Origin of the sequence: Maricaulis sp. W15 (assembly GCF_001924955.1) — a bacterium.
Taxonomy (GTDB): Bacteria; Pseudomonadota; Alphaproteobacteria; order Caulobacterales; family Maricaulaceae; genus Maricaulis; species Maricaulis maris.
This window is the reverse complement of the sequence record NZ_LQXG01000018.1, coordinates 55,024-75,392: the sequence shown is the minus strand read 5'-3', so window position 1 is coordinate 75,392 and position 20,369 is coordinate 55,024. Positions and strand designations below refer to the sequence as shown.

Below are 20,369 nucleotides of genomic sequence, written 5' to 3'. Positions count from 1 at the left end.
CAAGTCAACTGAATCTGTTATTGTGTTAGCGCGCTAATACGCTATATCGACCTCAAGGAGATCGACATGATGACCGATACGCCCACCAGCCGACCCGACGGACCGACCGACCTGACCGCCCTGAGCGAGGCCATTCTCGCTTTGCGCGACATCGGCGAGGCCGAACGTTTCCTGCGCGACCTGCTGACGCCGGGCGAGATGAAGACGCTCACCGAGCGCTGGCGGGTCGCCGGACTTCTGGCCGAGGGCGGGCATTCCTATCGCGAAATCTCCGACATGACCGGCGCCAGCACGACCACGGTCACCCGGGTCGCACGCTTTCTCAGCCAGGAACCCTGGCAGGGCTATCGCACCATTCTCAACCGTCTCAAGGAGAGCCGATCGTGACCTCCCGTCTGCGCATTGCCGTTCAGAGCAAGGGCCGCCTCGCTGAAGGTGGCATGGACCTGCTGAAACGCTGTGGTCTGCGTTTCGCCTATGGCCGCGACAAGCTGCACCAGCGGGCCGAGAACATGCCCGTCGACCTGATGCTGGTGCGCGATGATGACATTCCCAATTTCGTCGGCAGCGGTGCGTGTGATTACGGCATTGTCGGCGAGAATGTTCTGGCCGAGGAGCAGGCCTCCAGCGTCCGGGCCCGTGAGCTCGAAATCGCCCTGCGACTGGGTTTTGCCGGCTGCACGCTGAAACTGGCCGCGCCGCAGGATGGCGATATCCGCTCGTTCGAGGACTTGGCAGGCAAGGCGATCGCAACCTCTTATCCCGGGCTGACCGCACAGTTCCTGAAGGATCGCGGTATCGAGGCCGAGATCGTCGAAATGCGCGGCTCGGTCGAAGTCGCGCCAAGGCTGCGCATTGCCGATGCAATCTGCGATTTGGTGTCGTCCGGTGCCACCCTGCAGGCCAATGGTCTCAAGGCGTTTGAAACCGTCCTGCGCAGCGAGGCGGTGCTGATCCGCCGCAAGTCCGGGCGCCCGGCTGACAGCGATGCCATCGCCAATATCCTGATGCGGCGCGCCGAAGGCGTGATCGCGTCGGCCCAGACCAAATACATCATGCTGAATGCGCCGACCGACCGGCTTGACGCGATCCGGGCGCTGCTGCCGGGCGCGGATGCTCCGACCATCGCCAAGGTCGCCGGTCGCGAGGATGTCGTTGCCGTGCATGCCGTCTGCCGCGAACGCGTCTTCTGGGAGACCCTGGAAGCGCTGGAGAAAGAGGGCGCCCGCGCCATCCTCGTCCTGCCGATCGAAAAAATGCTCGCCTGAGGCCAAGACCATGCTGGACATCATCAACTGGACGCAGACCTCATCCGAGGATCGCGCTGCCGCGCTGGCCCGGCCGCTCAGTGCCGGCACGGCGGACGCCGCGGCGCGCGACATCGTCAATGCCGTACGCGATCAGGGCGAGACGGCCGTCCGCGCCTACGCGCAACGGCTCGACGGATATGCGCCGTCCGATTTCCGGGTCCCGGCCGGCACCATTGCCGCTGCACGTGCTTCCCTCGACCCGGCGGATGCCGAGGCGATCAAGGCGGCAGCCGATGCGGTCCGGCGCTTTCACATCGAACAGGGCTATCGTAATTATTCGGTCGAAACCTGGCCCGGGGTGACGGCCTCGCGCCGCGCCACCCCGATCGACACGGCGGCACTCTATGTGCCAGCCGGTTCGGCGCCGCTGGTGTCCTCCCTGATCATGCTGGCCGTGCCGGCACAGCTCGCCGGCGTGCCGCGTATTGCCGTCGTCGCGCCGCCCCAGGGCAAGGCCGGTGTCAATCCGGCGCTGCTCGCCGCCGCCGATCTGCTGGGCCTCGACGAAGTCTATGCCATTGGCGGTGCCCAAGCCGTCGCAGCCCTGTCGCTGGGTGTTGCGGGACTGCCGCGGGCTGAGAAGATTTTTGGTCCTGGCAATGCCTATGTTGCGGCCGCCAAGGCTTATGTCAGCAGCCTGCCCGGCGGGCCTGCGGTCGACCTGCCGGCCGGACCCAGCGAGGTGATGGTCATCGCCGACGGCCAAGCGGACCCAGACCTGGTCGCCAGCGATTTGCTCAGCCAGGCTGAACATGATCCCTCTGCCCAGGTCATGCTGGTCTGCTTTGATGGAGACACAGCGAACCGCGTGGCGGCATCTGTCGGACGTCTGATTGCCGACCTGCCCCGTGCTGATATCGCCCGCCAAGCACTTGCGGCCTCGCGTATCCTCATCTGCGACACGGTCGAGGATGCCGCCGATATCGCCAATGTCTACGCGCCGGAACACTTGATCCTGCAGGCCGAGAGCGCCGAGCGCCTGCTCGGGCTGGTCCGTCATGCCGGCTCGATCTTTGTGGGAGCCTGGACGCCGGAAGCGGCGGGTGATTATGCCGCCGGACCAAACCACACCCTGCCCACAGCCGGCACCGCCAAGGCGCATGGCGGCGTCTCGGTGGAAAGCTTCCAGAAGACGACCACCATCCTGCGCGCCAGCCGGGGCGGCGCCGCTGCCATGGCGCCGACGGTTGAGCGCCTGGCCGCGCTGGAACAGCTGGACGCCCACGCCCTGGCCATGCGCCTGCGCCGTGAAAAGGCGGCGGAGGACGCTGTGCAGCTTGCGCCTGCCGGTCCGCGCGCCGGCAGCAAGCGCCGCAAGACCAAGGAGACCGACGTCACGGTGACGGTCAATCTGGATCGCGATGGCCCGATCCGGATCGCCACCGGTATCGGCTATTTCGATCACATGCTCGACCAGATTGCCCGGCACGGCGGTTTCGCGTTGGACGTGGCCGTGGAAGGTGATCTCGAGATTGATGGCCACCACACGATCGAGGATGTCTGCCTGACCTTTGGTGAGGCCCTGCGCACGGCGCTTGGTGACAAGCGCGGGTTGGGTCGGTTCGGTTTTGAACTGCCGATGGATGAGAGCCGGGCGGCGGTCTGGATTGACCTGTCTGGTCGACCGTTTGCGCGCTTCGATGGGGAAATCCCCGGCGACAGTGTCGGCGAATTCCCGGTCGAGATGACGCCCCACTGTTTCCGCTCAATCGCCGAGAGTCTCGGCGCGGCCATCCATGTGAAGGTGGAGGGCGAGAATGCCCACCACATGGTGGAAAGCTGCTTCAAGGCCTTCGGTCGCGCCTTGCGTCAGGCCTTGCGGGTTGAGGGCGATGCCTTGCCATCGACCAAGGGCATGCTGGCATGAGCATCGGCCTGATCGACACGGGCTGCGCCAATCTGGCGTCGGTCCGATTTGCGCTTGAGCGGGCGGGACTGACCTATCGGGTCATTGACACGCCGGCCAGGATGACTGGCTGTGACCGTTTCATCCTGCCCGGTGTCGGTGCGGCCGGCCCGGCGATGCGGCGCCTGCGTACTGCCGGCTGGGACCAGGCTCTGGCGACCGACACGCGCCCCTTGCTCGGGATTTGTCTCGGCATGCAGATGCTGTTCGAGCGCTCGGCCGAAGGGGAGGTCGCGTGCCTTGGCCTGATCCCGGGGGCGATCGAAAAACTGCCACCGCCGGCTGACGGTGTCTGGCCGCACATGGGCTGGAATGCCCTTGAGATCCTTGATCCGGACGAGCCCTTGCTGGCCGGAATCGAGACCGGTGAGCATGTCTATTTCGTGCATGGGTTTTACGCCCCGCCCGGACCAGTAACTGCGGCGGTCTGTGATTATGGGCGTCCAGTCTCGGCATTGGTCCGGCATCGGCATATCGCTGGCTGCCAGTTTCACCCGGAACGTTCCGGGGCTGCCGGAGCGCGTATTCTGGCAAATTTTGCAATGAGTTCGAGATGATACTTTATCCAGCAATTGATCTTTTGGATGGCCGCGTCGTGCGGCTCCACAAGGGTGAATTCGACGCCGTAACCGATTATGGCGACGATCCGCGGGCCGTTGCCGAGCAGTTTGGCGAGGCCGGGGCGGTATGGATCCATGTCGTCGATCTTAGCGGCGCCCGCGATGGAGCCCGACGTCAGGGCGCGATTATTCGCACCATCTGCGAGACCGGATTGCGGGTGCAGACCGGTGGTGGCGTTCGCACGGCGGAGGATATCGAAGACCTGCTGGCCAGCGGTGTCGAGCGGGTCATCGTCGGATCGCTTGCCGTGACCGAACCGGAACGGGTGCGAGACTGGCTCGACCGTTATGGCGGCGATCGCCTGACGCTGGCGCTCGATGTGCGCCAGATTGGCGGGCGCTACCGGCCGGCCCTGAAAGGGTGGACGGATACGACCGACACCACGTTGGAAGACGTTCTCGCATCCTATGCCGACAGTGGATTGGCGCATGCCCTGGTCACCGATATTGGCCGCGACGGCGACCTCTCCGGCCCCAATATCGGTCTCTACACGCGCCTCGCGACCGTCTATCCCGACATTGCCTGGCAAGCCTCGGGCGGTGTCGCTTCGCTGGAGGATTTGCGCGCCGCCAAACAGGCCGGCGCGGCTGGCGCGATTACCGGCAAGGCGCTGTATGAGGGACGCTTCACCGTGGCGGAGGCAGTGGCATGCTTGCGCGACGCATAATCCCCTGTCTCGACGTGCGTGACGGGCGCGTGGTCAAAGGCGTGCGCTTTCGTGATCACGAGGATGTCGGCGACATTGTCGATCTGGCGCGTCGCTATGCCCGGGAAGGGGCCGACGAGCTGGTCTTCTACGACATCGCCGCCAGCGCCCGCGGTCGGACAGTCGAGCCGGAATGGGTCAGTGCGGTGGCGCGCGAACTCGACATTCCGTTTTGCGTCGCGGGCGGCATCCGCTCGGTCGACGATGCCCGGGCGCGCCTGTTTGCCGGAGCGGACAAGATTTCGGTCAATACGCCGGCGCTGGAGGATCCTGCCATCATTGATCGGCTGGCGGCCGAGTTTGGCAGCCAGTGCGTGGTGCTCGGTGTCGATAGTCGAATCATTGAGGGCGCTTGGCGAGTGCACCAATATACTGGCGATCCGGACAAGACCGTGATCGGTCATCGCCGAACGCTGGACTGGATCGCCGAGGGAATCGACCGCGGGGCTGGCGAGGTTGTGCTCAACTGCATGGACCAGGATGGTGTTCGCGACGGCTATGATATCGAGCAATTGCAGGCGGTCCGGCAGGTGTGTTCCACACCTTTGATCGCCTCCGGCGGGGCCGGGCGAAAAGAGCACTTCAAATCCGTGTTCGAACTTGCCAAGGTCGAGGGCGCGCTGGCTGCCAGCGTGTTTCACAAGGGGGTCATCGAGATCGGGCAGTTGAAGGCTTGGCTTGGTGGTGAGGGAATCAGGGTTCGGCCATGATTGATGCAGATACGCTCGACTGGAAAAAGGGCGATGGCCTGATCCCGGCGATCGTCCAGGATGTGGCGACCCGTCAGGTCCTCATGCTCGGCTATATGAATGCCGAAGCGCTTGCGGCGACGGTTGAGAGCGGCAAGGTCCATTTCTTCTCGCGCTCCAAACAGCGCCTGTGGAAGAAGGGCGAAACCTCCGGCAATACGTTCAAGCTGGTCAATCTGACCGCTGATTGTGATAGCGATGCGCTGCTGGTCGAGGTCAAGCCGAAAGGCGTGGCCTGCCATACCGGCACGGTCAGCTGTTTCGGCGATGATCCGGGGCCGGGGCTTGGCTTCCTGGCGCATTTGCGGGCGATCATCCGCAAGCGCAAGAAGGACAAGACCAAGGGCTCCTATGTCGGCAGCTTGATGGCCAAGGCGCCCAAGCGACCGGCCCAGAAGGTCGGCGAAGAGGGGGTCGAGGTGGCGATGGCGGCCGTGTCGGAAAGCAAGACCGCGCTGGCGGCCGAGTCGGCGGACCTTCTCTTCCACCTCATGGTCTTGCTGGAATCACGTGAGCTGAGCCTGGACGATGTCGTCAATGTTCTGCGCAAGCGGCATGCGGTGCGGGCATCGAAGCCGACCGCGTAGTCGGACGGCGGCTGGCGGTGTGTGCTGGTTCCGGTCGAAAGCGTGTCGCAGGCATATCCGCGACAGTCTAGCTTCGCCGCGTGTCGGACGGTCCGAATCGCTCGCTCATGACATGGCGGTCACCGGGATGGGTCAGCCGGGCGACGGTAACCACCTCGTCGCCTTGGAACGTCCGCCTTTCCAGCACAAGGCAGGCCGTGCCTGGGGTGATGTCGAGACAAGTTGCAAGGGTCTCGTCGGCATTGATGGCCGACACGGTGTGTTCAGCTTCGGTCCACGGTGTCTTGCGCAATAGCCAGCCACCGGGCGCTTCCGTGTTGAAATCGGCTTGGGCGGCGTCGGGAAGCAGCGCCAGATTGATCCAGCGCTCCTCGAACTCCACGGCCGCGCCGTCGGCGGTATGGATGCAGCTGACATGCTGCACGCGTGCGCCCGGTCGGAGGCGCATCAACCGGGCGACGTCGTCATCAACTGGCCCGGTCCGGTTCAGCAGGCAGCGATAGCCATAACGCTGGCCGCGTGCCGGAATGGCACTGGCCATGTCGACGATTTTGAGAATGGCCGCCGGGGCATCCGGACGCGCGACAAAGCTGCCGGCCCGGCGTTTGCGTACCACGAGGCCTTCATCAGTCAGAGCGCGCAGCGCGCGGCTGACAGTCATTCGGGCGGTGCCGAAATGGTCGCAGAGATCGGCCTCTGATGGCAGGCGATGGCCGGGCTCCCAGCTGCCCGACCTGATCCGGTCGAGCAGGGTGCGCCGGATCTGGTCATAGACCGGGCCGTCGCCGTCGAGCTTGAGCTGATCTCGCCAATCACTCATGCGGACCAGCCTTCCAAGATCGATTGCAGCGTATTGGCATAACGTAGCTCGACGGCGTCCCGGACAAGGGACCGGCCTTCGGTCACGCACAATCGCCCGCCGACATGCACGCTGCGGACCTGACGGGCATCACCGGCAAACAGCCAGCTGTCGAGCAAGGCGTCATCGCGGCGACCGGTCAGCACGGGATGTCGGGTCTCGAGTTCGACCAGATCCGCGCGCAGGCCCACTTGCAGACGCCCCATCGGTTGGCCCAACGCTTGGGCCCCGCCGGCAAGACAGGCATCGAACAGGTTGTGGCCGGTGCTGGTGCCGGGGCGTGTGAGGAGATTGCGTTGGCGGTGCGTCAGGCGCTGACCATACTCCAGGAGACGGATTTCCTCGGCCAGATCAATGCGGATATGGCTGTCCGAACCGATGCCGATCGCCCCACCGGCGGCGAGGTAATCGACGGCCGGGAAGAGGCCATCGCCCAGGCTGGCCTCGGTCAATGGACACAGGCCGGCGACAGCGCCGGAGGCGGCGAGGTCGCGAATTTCACCCGAGTCCATGTGGGTGGCGTGGACCAGACACCAGCGGTCATTGACGGGCTGGTGGTCGAGCAGATGGCGGACCGGGCGCTGGCCGGTGGCAGCAAGACAGGCCTCGACCTCCCCGGTCTGTTCGGCGATGTGGATGTGGATGGGGTCCTTTCCGGCGAGGGGCAGGATGGTGGTGATATCGTCCATCGAGGCGGCGCGCAGCGAGTGCGGGGCGATGCCGACACGGGCGTTTGGCAGGGGTCCGGCATGATGCCGGGCACGCTCCATCAAACGGGCATAACTATCTGGATCATTGAGGAAACGGCGCTGTCCCTGCGTGGCGGGAGTCTGGTTGAAACCGGCATGGCGGTAGAAGACCGGCAGCAGGGTGAGGGCGATCCCGGTCGTGTTCGCTGCCGCGCAGATACGGCCCGCCATTTCACCCGGGTCATCGTAGGGGGTACCGTCGGCATCATGGTGAAGATAGTGGAATTCGCCGACGGCGGTAAAACCGGCTTCCAGCATTTCGACCTGAACCAGCGCGGCGATCGCTTCGACGGCGTCGGGATCGAGTCGGTCGAGGAAGCGATACATCACCTCGCGCCAGGACCAGAAACTGTCACGGCCCGGACCGCGCCTTTCCGACAAGCCGGCCATGGCGCGCTGGAAGGCGTGTGAGTGGAGATTGGCCATGCCCGGCACGACGGTTCCCAGACGCGTATCGCGTGCTTGTGCCGAAACGCCGCTTGTTACCGCGCAAATATGACCGTCGTCATCGCAGGACAGGCGGACATTGCTGGCCCATCCATCGGGCAGCAAAGCGTGCGCGAGATGAAAATCAGTGGACACGGTGTCTCCCCGCTGGACAGACTCGAAAACCGGGATTTATTGTATAGACAATTAGACGCGAGCAAAGCCCTTTTCACAAGCCCGCTCGCCGGGAGATCACAGCGATGATGTTCGACCGCCTGCTCACCGAAGCCCGTCTCGCGACCATGGTCGCCGGCCGTGATGCCTATGGCGTGATCGAGAAGGCGGCGCTGGGCATCAAGGACGGGCGGATCGCCTGGATCGGACCGATGTCCGAAATTCCGGGCGAGGCTCGCGAGACGGAACGCCTGGCCAGTCGCTGGGTGACGCCGGCGCTGATCGATTGCCACACCCATCTGGTCTTTGCCGGTGACCGGTCCGACGAGTTCGAGCGGCGCCTGGGCGGTGAAAGCTATGAGAGTATCGCCCGGTCAGGCGGCGGAATTGCCCGCACGGTCGTTGCGACCCGCGAAGCCGGTGCCGCCGAGCTGGCCGCGTCGGCGCTGACCCGGCTCGATGCCCTGGCCCAGGAAGGGGTCGGTACCGTCGAGATCAAGTCGGGCTATGGCCTGTCCCGCGACAGTGAGCGCACCATGTTGCGCGCCGCACGCGGTGTCGCCCGGGCCTCGGGCATGCGAGTTTCGGCGACCTTGCTCGCCGCTCATGCCGTGCCGCCGGAATACAAGGGTGAGAGCGGTCGCTATATCGACGAGGTCTGCATCCCGCTGATCCGCGAAGCGGCCCGTGAAGGTCTGGCCGATGCGGTTGATGCCTATTGCGAGGGGATCGCCTTCACGCCGGAAGAGACCCGCCGCCTCTTCATCGCCGCCAAGGCCGCCGGCCTGCCGATCAAGCTGCATGCTGACCAACTCTCCGACACGGGCGGCGCCAAGCTGGTCGCCGAGTTCGGCGGCCTGTCGGCCGACCATATCGAATACACCAATGCCGACGGCATCGCCGCGATGGCCAAGGCCGGCACGGTGGGGGTGCTGTTGCCGGGCGCTTTCTATTCGCTCCGGGAGACGAAGAGGCCGCCAGTTGACGCGCTGCGGGCGGCGGGTGTGCCGATGGCGGTCGCGACCGATGCCAATCCAGGCACGTCTCCGATGGTCTCGCTCCTTACCGCTGCGAACATGGCTTGCATCCTGTTCGGTCTGACCTTGCCGGAAGCCTTTGCCGGAATGACCCGCAATGCGGCGCGGGCGCTGGGTCTGCAAGACGAAATCGGCACGCTGGAGGTTGGCAAGGCGGCTGACCTCGCCATCTGGGATGTCGAACGTCCCGCAGAAATCATTCAATGGATCGGACGCCGGCCGCTGCATGGCCGCATCCTCGCAGGAGAATGGCAGTGACAGCTGTGACCATCAAACCGGGCGCCATGACGCTGGCCGACTGGGCGAAAATCTGGCGCGGCGCCGAGATCCGGATCGATGCGGCTGCAAAGGTCGATGTCGATGCGGCGGCGGCCACGGTCGACCGGCTGATCGCTTCGGGCAAGGCGGTCTATGGCCTCAATACCGGTTTCGGCAAGCTGGCCCAGACCCGTATCGCCGATGACGAATTGGCCACCTTGCAGGAACGGCTTGTCCTGTCGCATGCGGCTGGAGTCGGCGACCCGCTCGCCCCCCGTATCGTGCGCCTGATCATGGCGCTGAAACTGGCCAGTCTCGGCCGCGGCGCGTCCGGCATTCGCTGGGCCACGATCGAGGCCATGCAGGCCATGCTGGATGCCGATGTGCTGCCGGTCATCCCGTCGCAGGGCTCGGTCGGCGCCTCCGGCGACCTGGCGCCGCTGGCGCATATGTCGGCGGCGCTAATCGGGGCCGGAGACGTGACCGTCGGCGGCGAGCGCATGCCGGCCCGTGAGGGTTTGGCCAAGGCCGGCCTGAACCCGGTCCAGCTGGGTCCGAAGGAAGGTCTGGCCTTGCTCAACGGCACCCAGACCTCGACTGCCCTGGCGCTGGCCGGCCTGTTCGAGGTCGAGGCGGGTTTTCAGGCTGCCTTGGTGTCGGGTGCGCTGAGTGTCGACGCCGCCAAGGGCTCGGTCGCGCCGTTTGACCCCCGCATTCACGCGTTGCGCGGCCATCCGGGTCAGATCGATGTTGCCGCGGCCTTGCGCGGTCTGCTCGACGGTTCGGGCATCCTCGAAAGCCATGTCGGCTGCGAGAAAATCCAGGACCCGTACTGCCTGCGTTGCCAGCCCCAGGTGATGGGCGCCGTGCTCGACCTCCTGCGTCAGGCCGGCGCCGTGCTGGAGCGCGAAGCCAATGCGGTGACTGACAATCCGCTGATTTTCACGGATACGGACGAAGCCATTTCCGGCGGCAATTTTCACGCTGAACCGGTTGCTTTCGCCGCCGACCAGATTGCCATGGCAGCCTGTGAGATCGGTTCGATCTGCGAACGGCGGATCGCGCTTCTCACAGACCCGGCCGTCTCCGGCCTGCCGGCCTTCCTGACGCCCAATCCGGGCATCAATTCCGGCTTCATGATCGCCCATGTGACGGCGGCGGCGCTGGTCTCGGAGAACAAGCAGAAAGCCTATCCGGCCTCGGTCGATTCCATCCCCACAAGCGCCAACCAGGAAGACCATGTCTCGATGGCGACCCATGGTGCCTTCCGCCTCCTGAAAATGGCGGAGAATCTGCATGCCGTGGTGGGAATAGAGCTGCTTTGCGGCGCCCAGGGTACGGACTTTCATGCCGGCGTGAATTCGTCCGCCTCGCTGGAGGCGGCCAAGGCGCAATTGCGCGAGACGGTTCCCGCCTATGGTGATGACCGCTACTTTGCCAGCGACATCGCCAATGCGCGCGATCTCGTGACGGGCAGGGGGCTTGTCGCGGTCGCGGGCGTGCTTCCCGGGATTGCCTGATGGACGTTTTCACCCTCAAGCGCGGCAGCTCGCCGCTTGTTGTCTCCATGCCGCATTCGGGCACGGCGCTGGCGCCGGGTCTGGCGGATCGCTTGAGCGAGCCTGCAGGCGGGCTGCCGGATACGGACTGGCACATACCGGAACTCTACGATTTCCTCGATGCGATGGGCGCGACGGTCATCCGGGCCAATTATTCGCGCTATGTCATCGATCTCAATCGCGACCCGACCGGCACGTCGCTCTACCCGGGGCAGGCGACCACCGACCTGGTGCCGACCACCCTGTTTGACGGCACGCCGATCTACAAGGACGGCGAGGCCCCGCACGATGCCGAGATCGAACAACGCCGGACCGAGTTCTATGACCCCTACCATCGCGCCCTGACCGAGACCTTGATGGCGACCCGGATGGAGCATGGCTATGCCTTGCTCTGGGATGCCCACTCGATTGCGTCGGAAGTGCCGCGCCTGTTTGAAGGCGTGCTGCCCGATCTCAACCTCGGCACGAATGGCGGCGAGAGCTGTGACCGGATGATCGAACGCTGGGCGGTCAAGGCGATGATGGATCACGAGGAGTATGCCTCCATCGTCAATGGCCGCTTCAAGGGCGGCTTCATCACCCGCGCCTTTGGTCGTCCGAGCCAGAATATCCATGCCCTGCAAATGGAACTCGCCCAGTCCGCCTATATGAGCGAGGCGCCGCCCTGGACGCTGGACACAGCCAAGGCCGACCAGCTGCGCGCTGCCCTCAAGGACGTCATGAAAGCCGCGCTCGACGCGGCCAAAAATCTCTATTCCGGAGAAGTGAAGTAAATGTCCCAGACCCGCCGCGACAATTCCCGCATCATCCGCGCCAAGCATGGCTCCAAGCTCGACGCCACCCATTGGGCCGCCGAAGCGCCCTTGCGCATGCTGATGAATAATCTCGACCCCGACGTGGCCGAGAAGCCGGAAGAGCTGGTGGTTTATGGCGGCATCGGTCGGGCGGCGCGTGACTGGGAGAGCTATGACCGCATTGTCGCGACGCTGAAGCGGCTGAAGGAAGACGAGACGCTTCTGGTCCAGTCCGGCAAGCCGGTCGGGGTTTTCCGGACCCACAAGGATGCACCGCGCGTTTTGATTGCCAACTCCAATCTCGTGCCCAATTGGGCCAATTGGGATCATTTCCGCGAACTCGATAAAAAGGGCCTGATGATGTACGGCCAGATGACGGCCGGGTCCTGGATCTATATCGGTTCGCAGGGCATCGTTCAGGGCACGTATGAGACTTTCGTCGAGGCCGGTCGCCAGCATTATGACGGCGATCTCACCGGCAAGTGGATACTGACCGGCGGCCTTGGCGGCATGGGCGGCGCCCAGCCGCTGGCTGCGACCATGGCTGGCGCCTCCATGCTGGCGGTTGAATGCCAGCCGAGCCGGATCGAGATGCGCTTGAAGACCGGCTATCTCGACAAGAGCGCGGATAATCTCGACGACGCTCTGGCGATGATCAACGCGGCCTGTGCCAAGGGCGAGGCAATCTCGGTCGGCCTGCTGGGCAATGCGGCCGAGGTCTTCCCCGAACTCGTGAAACGCGGCGTCAAGCCGGACATGGTCACCGACCAGACCTCCGCCCACGACCCGGCAAACGGTTATCTGCCTGCCGGCTGGAGCCTCGCCGAATGGGATGAGAAGCGCGAGAGCGATCCCGCTGCCGTTGAAGCCGCCGCCAAAGCCTCCATGGCCGAGCAGGTCAAGGCGATGCTGGCCTTCTGGGAGCAGGGCATCCCGACGCTGGATTATGGCAATAATATCCGCCAGATGGCGCATGATGAGGGGGTCTCGAATGCCTTCGACTTCCCCGGCTTTGTGCCGGCTTATATCCGCCCGCTCTTCTGCCGCGGCATTGGTCCCTTCCGCTGGGCGGCGCTGTCGGGTGATCCGGAAGACATCTACAAGACCGACGCCAAGGTGAAGGAACTCATCCCGGACAATCCCCACCTTCACCGCTGGCTCGATATGGCGCGTGAGCGCATCCACTTCCAGGGCCTGCCGGCGCGCATCTGCTGGGTCGGTCTGGGCGAACGCCACAAGCTGGGCCTCGCGTTCAACGAGATGGTCCGCACGGGCGAGCTCTCCGCCCCGGTCGTGATCGGCCGCGACCATCTCGATTCAGGCTCGGTCGCCAGCCCCAATCGCGAGACCGAAGCCATGATGGACGGTTCCGACGCCGTCGCCGACTGGCCGCTCCTCAACGCGCTCTTGAACACCGCCTCCGGCGCCACCTGGGTCTCGCTGCATCATGGCGGCGGGGTCGGCATGGGCTATTCGATGCATTCCGGCCAGGTCGTCCTCGCCGACGGCACCGAAGACGCCGCCGCCCGCGTTGGCCGCGTGTTGTGGAATGACCCGGCGACCGGTGTGATGCGTCATGCCGATGCGGGCTATGAGATTGCCAAGGACTGCGCGCGGGAGCAGGGGTTGGATTTGCCGAGTGTGAAGTAGGGAGTGTTGTGGTCACTCTGCATCGCGCTTAGCGTGAAACACGTATTCCGTCGGTCGGGGAGTCACGATGCTTCGCTTTCTGTTTGTGCTGATTCCGCTGGCGGCTTCCTTCTTTTGCGCCAGCGCCTTCGACGGCATGATTTACAATGCGGAGTTGGGCACCGGGATCGGGTTGTTGCTGACGGGCGTGGCACTGACTGTGGCGACGGGGTTTTGGATCGCAGGCTGCTTGATGGCGCTCGCGCGTCCGCGGGTCGTTGCGGGTTGGGGAACCTTCTCGGTTTTCTTGAGCGCGGGCGGCGTGTTCGTCGCGATAGCCGGTCTTGCCGGTCTCTATGTTCATTACACACAAGGTGGGTTTGGTCCGCATAGCCATCGGTTCGGATACTTCCCGTATGTCTGGTGGCTGATGACCTATGCGGGAGCTCTCACAGCCATCGGTAGTTGGTTCCAACACGGGCGCGACTGACTGAAAATCCACCGCCGTTGTAGCCCTCATTCGGTCCTGTGGGCCACCTTCGCTCTAGGAGAGCAGGAATATCCAGCGCGCCTTTCTCTCTCCGCGAGGAGCAAGGGAATCGCCGGGAGGGCGAGACGGAGGGGCGGCGCCGAAGGCGACGTGCGGGTTTCCTCGCTCACGCTCGGCCTCATCGACCCGATGCTTCGCACCGGCCCACTTCCCCATGAAATGGGGAAGAAACCCGTTCCCATTTCTCCCGGAAGCGCGTCAGCGCTATCCGGGACCGACGGGATACTCATCGCTTGTGAAGACGCGCGGTCGGTCCCGGCTCTCCAACCAGCTTTCGCCGGTTTGCGGCCGGGAGAAATGGGTTTCGCCTGTCCATATTCACCCGCAAATTGTCATCCCGGCGGCGGAGACGTCGCCAGAATTAGGCTGACGATGTAGATCCCATTGATCGCGACCGCGAACGCGCTGGCGGCGGTGATCTTGCGCTGGCTGATCAGGTCGTAAGCCGGTACGGCCAGCAGGAAGGCCAGCCACATGGGCAGGACGAGATAGACGTCCACGTGGAGAATATAGGTCACCCGCGAGAAGGCGGGAAACATCAGGGCGAGGCTGGCGAACAGCATGAAGCGCTTGTGCAGGGCCGACTTCGTCCGGTTCAGCAAAGCTGCGCCATAGAAGACGAGGAAGACAGCGGCATTGGCGATGTTGGCGATCAGGATGGTGTTGTCGCCGGTGCGAGCCAAATTCTCCCAGGAGATATAAAGGCCCGTCCCCAGCATGACCGGCACCAGCGCCAGACTGCTGACCCCCAGTGTCTTGTGCAAACCGTAATTGCCGCGCGCGATCAGCGTGGTTTGAAGCACCATCAAAGCGAACCAAAGGCCCATCGAGACCGCATGCACATGCATGTGCGGGAGCAGGGGGGGCAGCTCATCGCCATTGACCAGCGCATGCAGTGGAAAGGCCGTCGCCACAATGGCGAACAGCGCCAGCGCATAGAAAAAGAAAAAACGCTCACCGCGCCTGGTCATTGTCATGATGTCTCCCCCCGGATCCTGTTGCGCGACGGTGCGGGGCGGGAAGAGAGGTGTCAACGCGAAACAGGGTGATGCGCGGGAGGGAGACGCGCCAGGCCAGCGTCCCGCTTACCGCGTTCATCGCCGTCGCCTAGCCTTCCTGCGAACAATGCGAAGGAATGCCCATGCGTGCCGTGTTGACCGCTGCCACCTCTCTTCTCGCCGTGACCGGTTCCGCCCTGGCCCAGCCCGATGGCTGGAGCGAGGCGGAGATTGTCGAACTCGATACCGCGATCCAGTCGCTGATGGCGGAGGAGGAGGTGGTCGGACTGGCCTATGCGCTGATTGATGAGAGCGAAGTCGCCCATGTCGCCGCCTTCGGCTACCGCAATCGCAAGAATGCCGCGCCGCTCGAGACCGACAGCATCATGTATGGCGCCTCGCTGACCAAGGCGGCCTTTGGCTATTATGTGTTGATGCTGGTCGATGAGGGGCTGATCGATCTCGATGCCTCGATCGCCGACTATCTGCCGCGGCCCTTGCCCGAGTATGACGAATGGGCCGATCTCGCCGACCAGCCGCAATGGCGCGATCTGACAGCGCGGATCATCTTGTCCAACGGCACCGGTTTCGCCAATTTCCGCTGGCTGGAAGAGGATGGCCGCCTGCAATTCCATTTCCCGCCGGGCGAACGTCAGACCTATTCGGCGGAAGGGTTTTACATCCTCCAGCATGTGATCGAGGAAGGTCTCGGCCTCGACCTCAAAGAGGAGATGCAGACCCGTATTTTTGACCGTTTCGGCATGACCGACACTTCGATGCAATGGCGCGAGGATTTCGCTGACCATCTCGCCGACGGCTATGCGATGGATGGTACGTTTGAGCCGCATGACGAGCGCTCCGGTGTGTCGGCGGCGGGATCGATGGACACGACCATCGCCGACCAGGCGCGGATGTGGGCCGGCATGGTTCGCGGCGAGGGACTGAGCGCCGAGGCGCGTGCCGAATTTGTCTCCCCCTCTCAGGTGATCCGTTCGCCAGGCCAGTTTCCGACAATCACCACCGAGGAAGACCCGCGCGCGGCGGCGATCGGACTGGCAGCCGGACTGGGCGTGATCACCTTCCAGGACGAGACCGGTCACTGGTTCGACAAGGGTGGCCACAATCCCTGGACCGGCAACCGCGCGACCTGCCATGAGGAGACGCAGCGCTGCATCGTCCTGCTCGCCAATTCAGTCCGCGCCGAGCTGATCTATTCGCAGATCGTCGAGCAGGCGATGGGTGAAAACCCGATGCCTTGGTGGTGGGTCTATCCGGAACAGTTTGTGGAGTAGGGGGAATGCCGTGTTGCGAGGAAGGAGATCCAGGTTTCCATTTTTCCCGGAAGCGCGTCAGCGCTATCCGGGACCGACCGGATACTCATCGTTTGTGAAAACGTGCAGTCGGTCCCGGCTCTCCAACCGGCTTTCGCCGGTTTGCGGCCGGGAAAAATGGGTTTTGCCTCTCCTTGTTTACCAGCAAATTGTCATCCGGCTCTGCGCCCTGCTTTTGCGGGGCAGGAGCCTGCGCCCGCGAAAGCGGGTGGCCGGGATGACAAGGCGAGGGTAGGGCAATAGAAGGTGGCCAACACAGACTCACCCTTGGGAGCCCCCGATGTCCGACGCCTTTTTCGCCGACCTCAAAGCCGAACTCAGCCAGATCGATGCTGACGGGCTCTACAAGCGCGAACGCATCATTACCTCGCAGCAATTCTCCGAGATCGATGTGACGGCGGATGGGGCGTCCAGCCATGTCATCAATTTCTGCGCCAACAACTATCTCGGCCTGGCCAACCGGCCGGAACTGATCGAAGCGGCCAAGTCGACGCTGGACAGTCATGGCTTCGGCGTCGCCTCGGTGCGTTTCATTTGTGGCACGCAGGACCTGCACAAGCAGCTGGAAGCCAAGGTCGCGGCCTTTGCCGGCTGCGAGGATGCCATCCTCTATGCCGCCGCCTTTGACGCCAATGGCGGCGTGTTCGAGCCGCTTTTGGGGCCGGAGGATGCGATCATCTCCGACGCGCTCAACCATGCCTCGATCATCGACGGTGTGCGCCTGTGCAAGGCCAAGCGCTATCGCTATGCCAATTCCGATATGGCCGATCTCGAGACCCAGCTGAAACAGGCCCGGGCTGATGGCGCGCGCCATGTCCTGATCGTTACCGATGGCGTGTTCTCGATGGATGGCTATATCGCCGACCTCAAATCCATCGTCCGCCTGGCCAAACAATATGACGCGCTGACCATGGTCGATGATTGCCACGCGCATGGCTTCATGGGCTCACAAGGTCGAGGTACGCCGGAACATTGCGGTGTGCTGGGTGAGATCGACATCATCACCGGCACGCTCGGCAAGGCGCTGGGCGGGGCGATGGGCGGTTTCACGGCGGCGCGGCGCGAGATCATCGACATGCTGCGCCAGCGCTCGCGGCCCTATCTGTTCTCCAATTCACTGGCGCCCGCCATCGCAGGAGCCTCGCTCAAGGCGCTCGACATGGTCGCCGCGGGTGAAGATCTGCGCGCCCGCCTGTTCGACAATGCCAAACGCTTCCGCACAGGCATGAGTGAGGCCGGTTTCGACCTTCTGCCCGGCGAGCACCCGATCATTCCGGTCATGCTGGGCGATGCCAAGCTGGCCCAGGAGATGGCTTCGAAACTGATGGATGAGGGCGTCTATGTGATCGGCTTCTTCTTCCCCGTCGTGCCCAAGGGTAAGGCGCGAATCCGCACCCAGATGTCGGCGGCGCATACGCCGGAGATGATTGATCGCGCAGTGGCGGCCTTTACGAAGGTGGGCCGGGAGTTGGGAGTTATTTGATGGGTACTCGTCCCGCTCGCCGGGACGCCGCCCCATCCAGTCCCCCTGACGCTTTCCCCAAATACGCGTAGTCTTCCCCGGTCAGACTCGCTTTTTTGGCGAAATCTGCATCCGAATGATCGCTTGGGGGCATCACACGGGTATGTGACACAGGGGACTGCCATGACGGATACCAGCGAAGTGCGTGCCAGCAGCGCGCGTCCATCGGACGAGATGCTGCCTTTCCTGAACAATTTCCACGACATCTTCACCACGATCGGGGTCTTGATCCTGCTCGCCGGCCTGGGTGCCGGTGCCGGCCAGGTGATGGCCGGGCTTGGCCTGGAAGAGGGCGAACAGGCCTTCCAGAACGCGCTGATGGCGCTGATTGGCGGGATCGCGATCTTTACCTGGCTGTTGTCGGCCCTGCTGGTCGGCAAGCAACGCCGCATCCTGCCGGGCATTGTGCTCAGTTCGGTCTTCGGCGTGACGACGATGATCGTCCTGGTCTGGGGTTATGCCCAATTCCTGATCCATGGTGCCGGAATTTCCGAGGAAAGCTTCGAGCTCGCCGGAGCCGGTGTCGACGATATGGAATTCGGCCGCGAGGCGGTGATGATGGTGCTGGCGCAATTGCCGGTCTCCATCCGTTTCATGCCGATCGTGTTCGGCCTCGCCTTCCTGCTGCCGGTCACGGCCTATTATGTCAGCTACCGTCTGCCCTTCGCCGGCGGGCTGATGGGGGTCGGTTTGGTTCTGACCGCTGTGATGACCCTGCTGGCAGTTGATCCCTATACGGTGATCATCTGGTCACCGAGCATCAATGTTGCTGGCGGTGGGGCCCTGTTGCTGGCCGGCATCCTGTTTGATGCCCGTGATCCGGGTCGCGAGACGCGCCTGTCGGGAACCGCCTTTTGGCTTCACTTCTTTGCGGCGCCGGTCCTGCTGGGGGCCGTTCTGAACTTCACCCAGACCGGCATGACCCTTCAGGAGAGTGATTTCGCCAATCCGGAGAACCTCAACTTGTTTGCAGCCATGGCATCGGACAGTGCCGAGTCGATGCGCCTCGCCATTACGGCGCTGACAGTGATCGGCCTGTTTGCCCTGGTCTCGCTGCTGATCAATCGCCGCGCCCTGATCGTCTCCGGACTGGTCACGGCGGGTGTTTCAATCGGCGTGATTGTCAATGGGTCCGATCTGGGCGCTGGTGCGGTCGTCGCCGTGACGCTGCTGGTCCTGGGTGCAATCGTGGTCCTGCTGGGCGCAGCCTGGAACCCGGTCCGCCGCATCCTGCTGATGCCGATCCCGCAGGTCGGCCCGCTGGGTCGCATCTTCCCGCCGGTCGGTACAGCGGAAGGCTGATCACGCGTCGCGCTGAATGAAGAACCGCCCGGCGCCCAGCGCCGGGCGGATTTTTTCGGGCGTTGCCAGGTCAGGCAACCGAACGTCTTCCCGGGCCACGGACTCATGCCAAACTGCGGTTTTTCGCGCGCCGGGCCGGGAGATTGTGCATGGCTTTCGAGACAGATGCGATCATCGTCGGAGCCGGTGCAGTTGGACTTGCCACCGCCCGGGCCTTCGCTCGGCGCGGCCATGAGACCATCGTGCTGGAAGCCGCCACCAAGATCGGCCAGGGCATTTCCTCGCGCAATTCCGAGGTCATCCATGGCGGGCTCTATTATCCGACCGGATCGCTGAAAGCGCGGCTCTGCGTGGCGGGCCGGCTGATGCTCTACGCCTTTCTCGCACACCATCATCTGCCACACGAGAAATGCGGCAAGCTCGTCGTCGCGACCGAGCCGCACGAGATCGAGCGGCTCGACGCCATCCTCGATCAGGCCAAGGCCAACCAGGTCGGCGGCATGCGGCGGTTGAGCGGTGCCGAAGCGCGGGCGTTGGAGCCGGAATTGCGGGCCGAGGCGGCATTGTTGTCGGAAGAAAGCGGCGTCATGGATGCCCACGCCTATATGGATGCGCTGGCCGGCGAGATCGCCGGGCATGGCGGCGCCATCGCCGTCAATACGCCCTTTGCCGGCGCGACGCCGCTCAAGGGCGGCGGCTTTGTCGTGCGGACGGGCGGCGAGCATGCGACCGAGGTCACGACACGCTATCTGGTGATCGCGGCCGGGCTGGGCGCACAGGCGGCTGCGGCGATGATCGAGACCATGCCGGCCGAGCGGATCCCGCCGCTGCATTATGGCAAGGGCGTCTACTTCACCCTGTCGGGCAAGGCGCCGTTCTCGCGGCTGGTCTATCCGCTGCCGATTCCCGGCGCGCTGGGCACGCATTACCGCCGCGATCTGGGCGGGCAGGCGCGGTTCGGGCCGGACCTGGCTTTCGTCGAAGCCGAGGATTACACGGTCGATCCGGCGCGGGCCGAGGCGTTTTATGCGACCGCGCGGCGCTTCTGGCCGTCGCTGCCGGACGGGGGCCTGATGCCGGATTATGCCGGCATTCGCCCCAAGCTGCATGGGCCGGGTGAGCCGCAGCCGGATTTCCGGATGGACGGACCGGAAAGCCATGGCGTTGCCGGCCTGATGGCCCTGTTCGGGATTGAAAGTCCGGGCCTGACCGCCTCGCTGGCGATCGGGGAAACGGTGGCGGAACATTTATCCGCTTGATCCGGCCCGGCGACAGGCCACTATGACGCCGGATCGGGAGGCG

19 protein-coding genes are annotated in these 20,369 nt (G+C 64.1%); 16 read left to right on the top strand and 3 right to left on the bottom strand.

Features of this window, described 5'->3' with window-relative positions; genetic code table 11:
• Window positions 1–69 precede the first annotated feature (69 nt).
• From AWH62_RS11635 to hisIE, 7 genes are read left to right on the top strand one after another with little or no spacing between them, the layout of a single operon-like run.
• Window positions 70–387, top strand: coding sequence for a YerC/YecD family TrpR-related protein (locus tag AWH62_RS11635; protein WP_075190883.1), 318 nt, complete (start codon window positions 70–72; stop codon window positions 385–387).
• Window positions 384–1,268: an ATP phosphoribosyltransferase gene (gene hisG / locus AWH62_RS11630; RefSeq protein WP_075190675.1), complete on the top strand. Its 885-nt coding sequence runs from the start codon at window positions 384–386 to the stop codon at window positions 1,266–1,268. The genes AWH62_RS11635 and hisG overlap by 4 nt, the downstream gene beginning before the upstream one ends.
• 10 nt (window positions 1,269–1,278) lie before the next feature.
• Entirely contained in the window at window positions 1,279–3,177 is a 1,899-nt protein-coding gene (gene hisD, locus AWH62_RS11625; RefSeq protein ID WP_075190674.1) for a histidinol dehydrogenase, read from the top strand.
• Window positions 3,174–3,773, top strand: coding sequence for an imidazole glycerol phosphate synthase subunit HisH (gene hisH / locus AWH62_RS11620; RefSeq protein ID WP_075190673.1), 600 nt, complete (start codon window positions 3,174–3,176; stop codon window positions 3,771–3,773). The genes hisD and hisH overlap by 4 nt, the downstream gene beginning before the upstream one ends.
• The gene (gene hisA / locus AWH62_RS11615; protein ID WP_075190672.1) at window positions 3,770–4,504 is read left to right on the top strand and encodes a 1-(5-phosphoribosyl)-5-[(5-phosphoribosylamino)methylideneamino]imidazole-4-carboxamide isomerase; all 735 of its coding nucleotides are present in this window, start codon (window positions 3,770–3,772) and stop codon (window positions 4,502–4,504) included. Before hisH ends, hisA begins: the two co-directional genes overlap by 4 nt.
• Window positions 4,486–5,253: an imidazole glycerol phosphate synthase subunit HisF gene (gene hisF, locus AWH62_RS11610; protein ID WP_075190671.1), complete on the top strand. Its 768-nt coding sequence runs from the start codon at window positions 4,486–4,488 to the stop codon at window positions 5,251–5,253. Before hisA ends, hisF begins: the two co-directional genes overlap by 19 nt.
• Window positions 5,250–5,879 (top strand): bifunctional phosphoribosyl-AMP cyclohydrolase/phosphoribosyl-ATP diphosphatase HisIE, encoded by a 630-nt coding sequence (hisIE, locus tag AWH62_RS11605; protein ID WP_075190670.1) that lies wholly within the window; start codon window positions 5,250–5,252, stop codon window positions 5,877–5,879. The genes hisF and hisIE overlap by 4 nt, the downstream gene beginning before the upstream one ends.
• Before the next feature lie 67 nt (window positions 5,880–5,946).
• Here the strand turns inward: hisIE and hutC are convergent, their stop codons facing one another.
• On the bottom strand, window positions 5,947–6,699 hold the full coding sequence (gene hutC / locus AWH62_RS11600; protein ID WP_075190669.1) for a histidine utilization repressor: 753 nt from the start codon (window positions 6,697–6,699) through the stop codon (window positions 5,947–5,949).
• Complete coding sequence (locus AWH62_RS11595) at window positions 6,696–8,069, bottom strand: formimidoylglutamate deiminase (protein ID WP_083635164.1); 1,374 nt, start codon at window positions 8,067–8,069, stop codon at window positions 6,696–6,698. The genes hutC and AWH62_RS11595 overlap by 4 nt, the downstream gene beginning before the upstream one ends.
• A 104-nt stretch (window positions 8,070–8,173) precedes the next feature.
• On the opposite strand from AWH62_RS11595, the gene hutI reads away from it, so the two are divergent.
• The 5 genes from hutI (at window position 8,174) to AWH62_RS11570 (ending at window position 13,854) form a co-directional block, all read left to right on the top strand.
• Window positions 8,174–9,382, top strand: coding sequence for an imidazolonepropionase (gene hutI / locus AWH62_RS11590; protein WP_075190667.1), 1,209 nt, complete (start codon window positions 8,174–8,176; stop codon window positions 9,380–9,382).
• Window positions 9,379–10,902, top strand: a complete 1,524-nt coding sequence (gene hutH / locus AWH62_RS11585; RefSeq protein ID WP_075190882.1) for a histidine ammonia-lyase — start codon at window positions 9,379–9,381, stop codon at window positions 10,900–10,902. Before hutI ends, hutH begins: the two co-directional genes overlap by 4 nt.
• On the top strand, window positions 10,902–11,714 hold the full coding sequence (gene hutG / locus AWH62_RS11580; protein ID WP_075190666.1) for an N-formylglutamate deformylase: 813 nt from the start codon (window positions 10,902–10,904) through the stop codon (window positions 11,712–11,714). The genes hutH and hutG overlap by 1 nt, the downstream gene beginning before the upstream one ends.
• A complete protein-coding gene (hutU, locus tag AWH62_RS11575; RefSeq protein WP_075190665.1) occupies window positions 11,715–13,385 on the top strand; it encodes a urocanate hydratase in 1,671 nt (556 codons plus the stop codon).
• Between the two features lie 67 nt (window positions 13,386–13,452).
• The gene (locus tag AWH62_RS11570; RefSeq protein ID WP_075190664.1) at window positions 13,453–13,854 is read left to right on the top strand and encodes a hypothetical protein; all 402 of its coding nucleotides are present in this window, start codon (window positions 13,453–13,455) and stop codon (window positions 13,852–13,854) included.
• 392 nt (window positions 13,855–14,246) lie between these two features.
• On the opposite strand, the gene AWH62_RS11565 is transcribed toward AWH62_RS11570, so the two are convergent.
• Window positions 14,247–14,891, bottom strand: coding sequence for a hypothetical protein (locus AWH62_RS11565; protein WP_075190663.1), 645 nt, complete (start codon window positions 14,889–14,891; stop codon window positions 14,247–14,249).
• Window positions 14,892–15,055: 164 nt separating this feature from the next.
• Between AWH62_RS11565 and AWH62_RS11560 the strand changes: the two genes are divergently transcribed.
• From AWH62_RS11560 to AWH62_RS11545, 4 genes are all read left to right on the top strand, one after another.
• Window positions 15,056–16,204, top strand: coding sequence for a serine hydrolase (locus AWH62_RS11560; RefSeq protein ID WP_075190662.1), 1,149 nt, complete (start codon window positions 15,056–15,058; stop codon window positions 16,202–16,204).
• A gap of 319 nt (window positions 16,205–16,523) precedes the next feature.
• Window positions 16,524–17,726, top strand: coding sequence for a glycine C-acetyltransferase (locus AWH62_RS11555; RefSeq protein ID WP_075190661.1), 1,203 nt, complete (start codon window positions 16,524–16,526; stop codon window positions 17,724–17,726).
• 162 nt (window positions 17,727–17,888) lie between these two features.
• On the top strand, window positions 17,889–19,067 hold the full coding sequence (locus AWH62_RS11550) for a hypothetical protein (RefSeq protein WP_075190660.1): 1,179 nt from the start codon (window positions 17,889–17,891) through the stop codon (window positions 19,065–19,067).
• Between the two features lie 149 nt (window positions 19,068–19,216).
• Window positions 19,217–20,326 carry an NAD(P)/FAD-dependent oxidoreductase gene (locus AWH62_RS11545; protein ID WP_075190659.1) on the top strand — a complete coding sequence of 370 codons (1,110 nt, stop codon included), beginning with the start codon at window positions 19,217–19,219 and terminating at the stop codon, window positions 20,324–20,326.
• The last annotated feature ends 43 nt before the right edge of the window (window positions 20,327–20,369 follow it).

Coding starts and splice junctions, on each gene's coding strand:
- AWH62_RS11555 (WP_075190661.1), top strand. CDS start 16,524: ATGTCCGACGCCTTTTTCGCCGACCTCAAAGCCGAACTCAGCCAGATC.
- hisA (WP_075190672.1), top strand. CDS start 3,770: ATGATACTTTATCCAGCAATTGATCTTTTGGATGGCCGCGTCGTGCGG.
- hisH (WP_075190673.1), top strand. CDS start 3,174: ATGAGCATCGGCCTGATCGACACGGGCTGCGCCAATCTGGCGTCGGTC.
- hisIE (WP_075190670.1), top strand. CDS start 5,250: ATGATTGATGCAGATACGCTCGACTGGAAAAAGGGCGATGGCCTGATC.
- hutG (WP_075190666.1), top strand. CDS start 10,902: ATGGACGTTTTCACCCTCAAGCGCGGCAGCTCGCCGCTTGTTGTCTCC.
- hisD (WP_075190674.1), top strand. CDS start 1,279: ATGCTGGACATCATCAACTGGACGCAGACCTCATCCGAGGATCGCGCT.
- AWH62_RS11560 (WP_075190662.1), top strand. CDS start 15,056: ATGCGTGCCGTGTTGACCGCTGCCACCTCTCTTCTCGCCGTGACCGGT.
- AWH62_RS11565 (WP_075190663.1), bottom strand. CDS start 14,891: ATGACAATGACCAGGCGCGGTGAGCGTTTTTTCTTTTTCTATGCGCTG.
- AWH62_RS11570 (WP_075190664.1), top strand. CDS start 13,453: ATGCTTCGCTTTCTGTTTGTGCTGATTCCGCTGGCGGCTTCCTTCTTT.
- hutI (WP_075190667.1), top strand. CDS start 8,174: ATGATGTTCGACCGCCTGCTCACCGAAGCCCGTCTCGCGACCATGGTC.
- AWH62_RS11635 (WP_075190883.1), top strand. CDS start 70: ATGACCGATACGCCCACCAGCCGACCCGACGGACCGACCGACCTGACC.
- AWH62_RS11550 (WP_075190660.1), top strand. CDS start 17,889: ATGACGGATACCAGCGAAGTGCGTGCCAGCAGCGCGCGTCCATCGGAC.
- hisF (WP_075190671.1), top strand. CDS start 4,486: ATGCTTGCGCGACGCATAATCCCCTGTCTCGACGTGCGTGACGGGCGC.
- hutC (WP_075190669.1), bottom strand. CDS start 6,699: ATGAGTGATTGGCGAGATCAGCTCAAGCTCGACGGCGACGGCCCGGTC.
- AWH62_RS11545 (WP_075190659.1), top strand. CDS start 19,217: ATGGCTTTCGAGACAGATGCGATCATCGTCGGAGCCGGTGCAGTTGGA.
- hutU (WP_075190665.1), top strand. CDS start 11,715: ATGTCCCAGACCCGCCGCGACAATTCCCGCATCATCCGCGCCAAGCAT.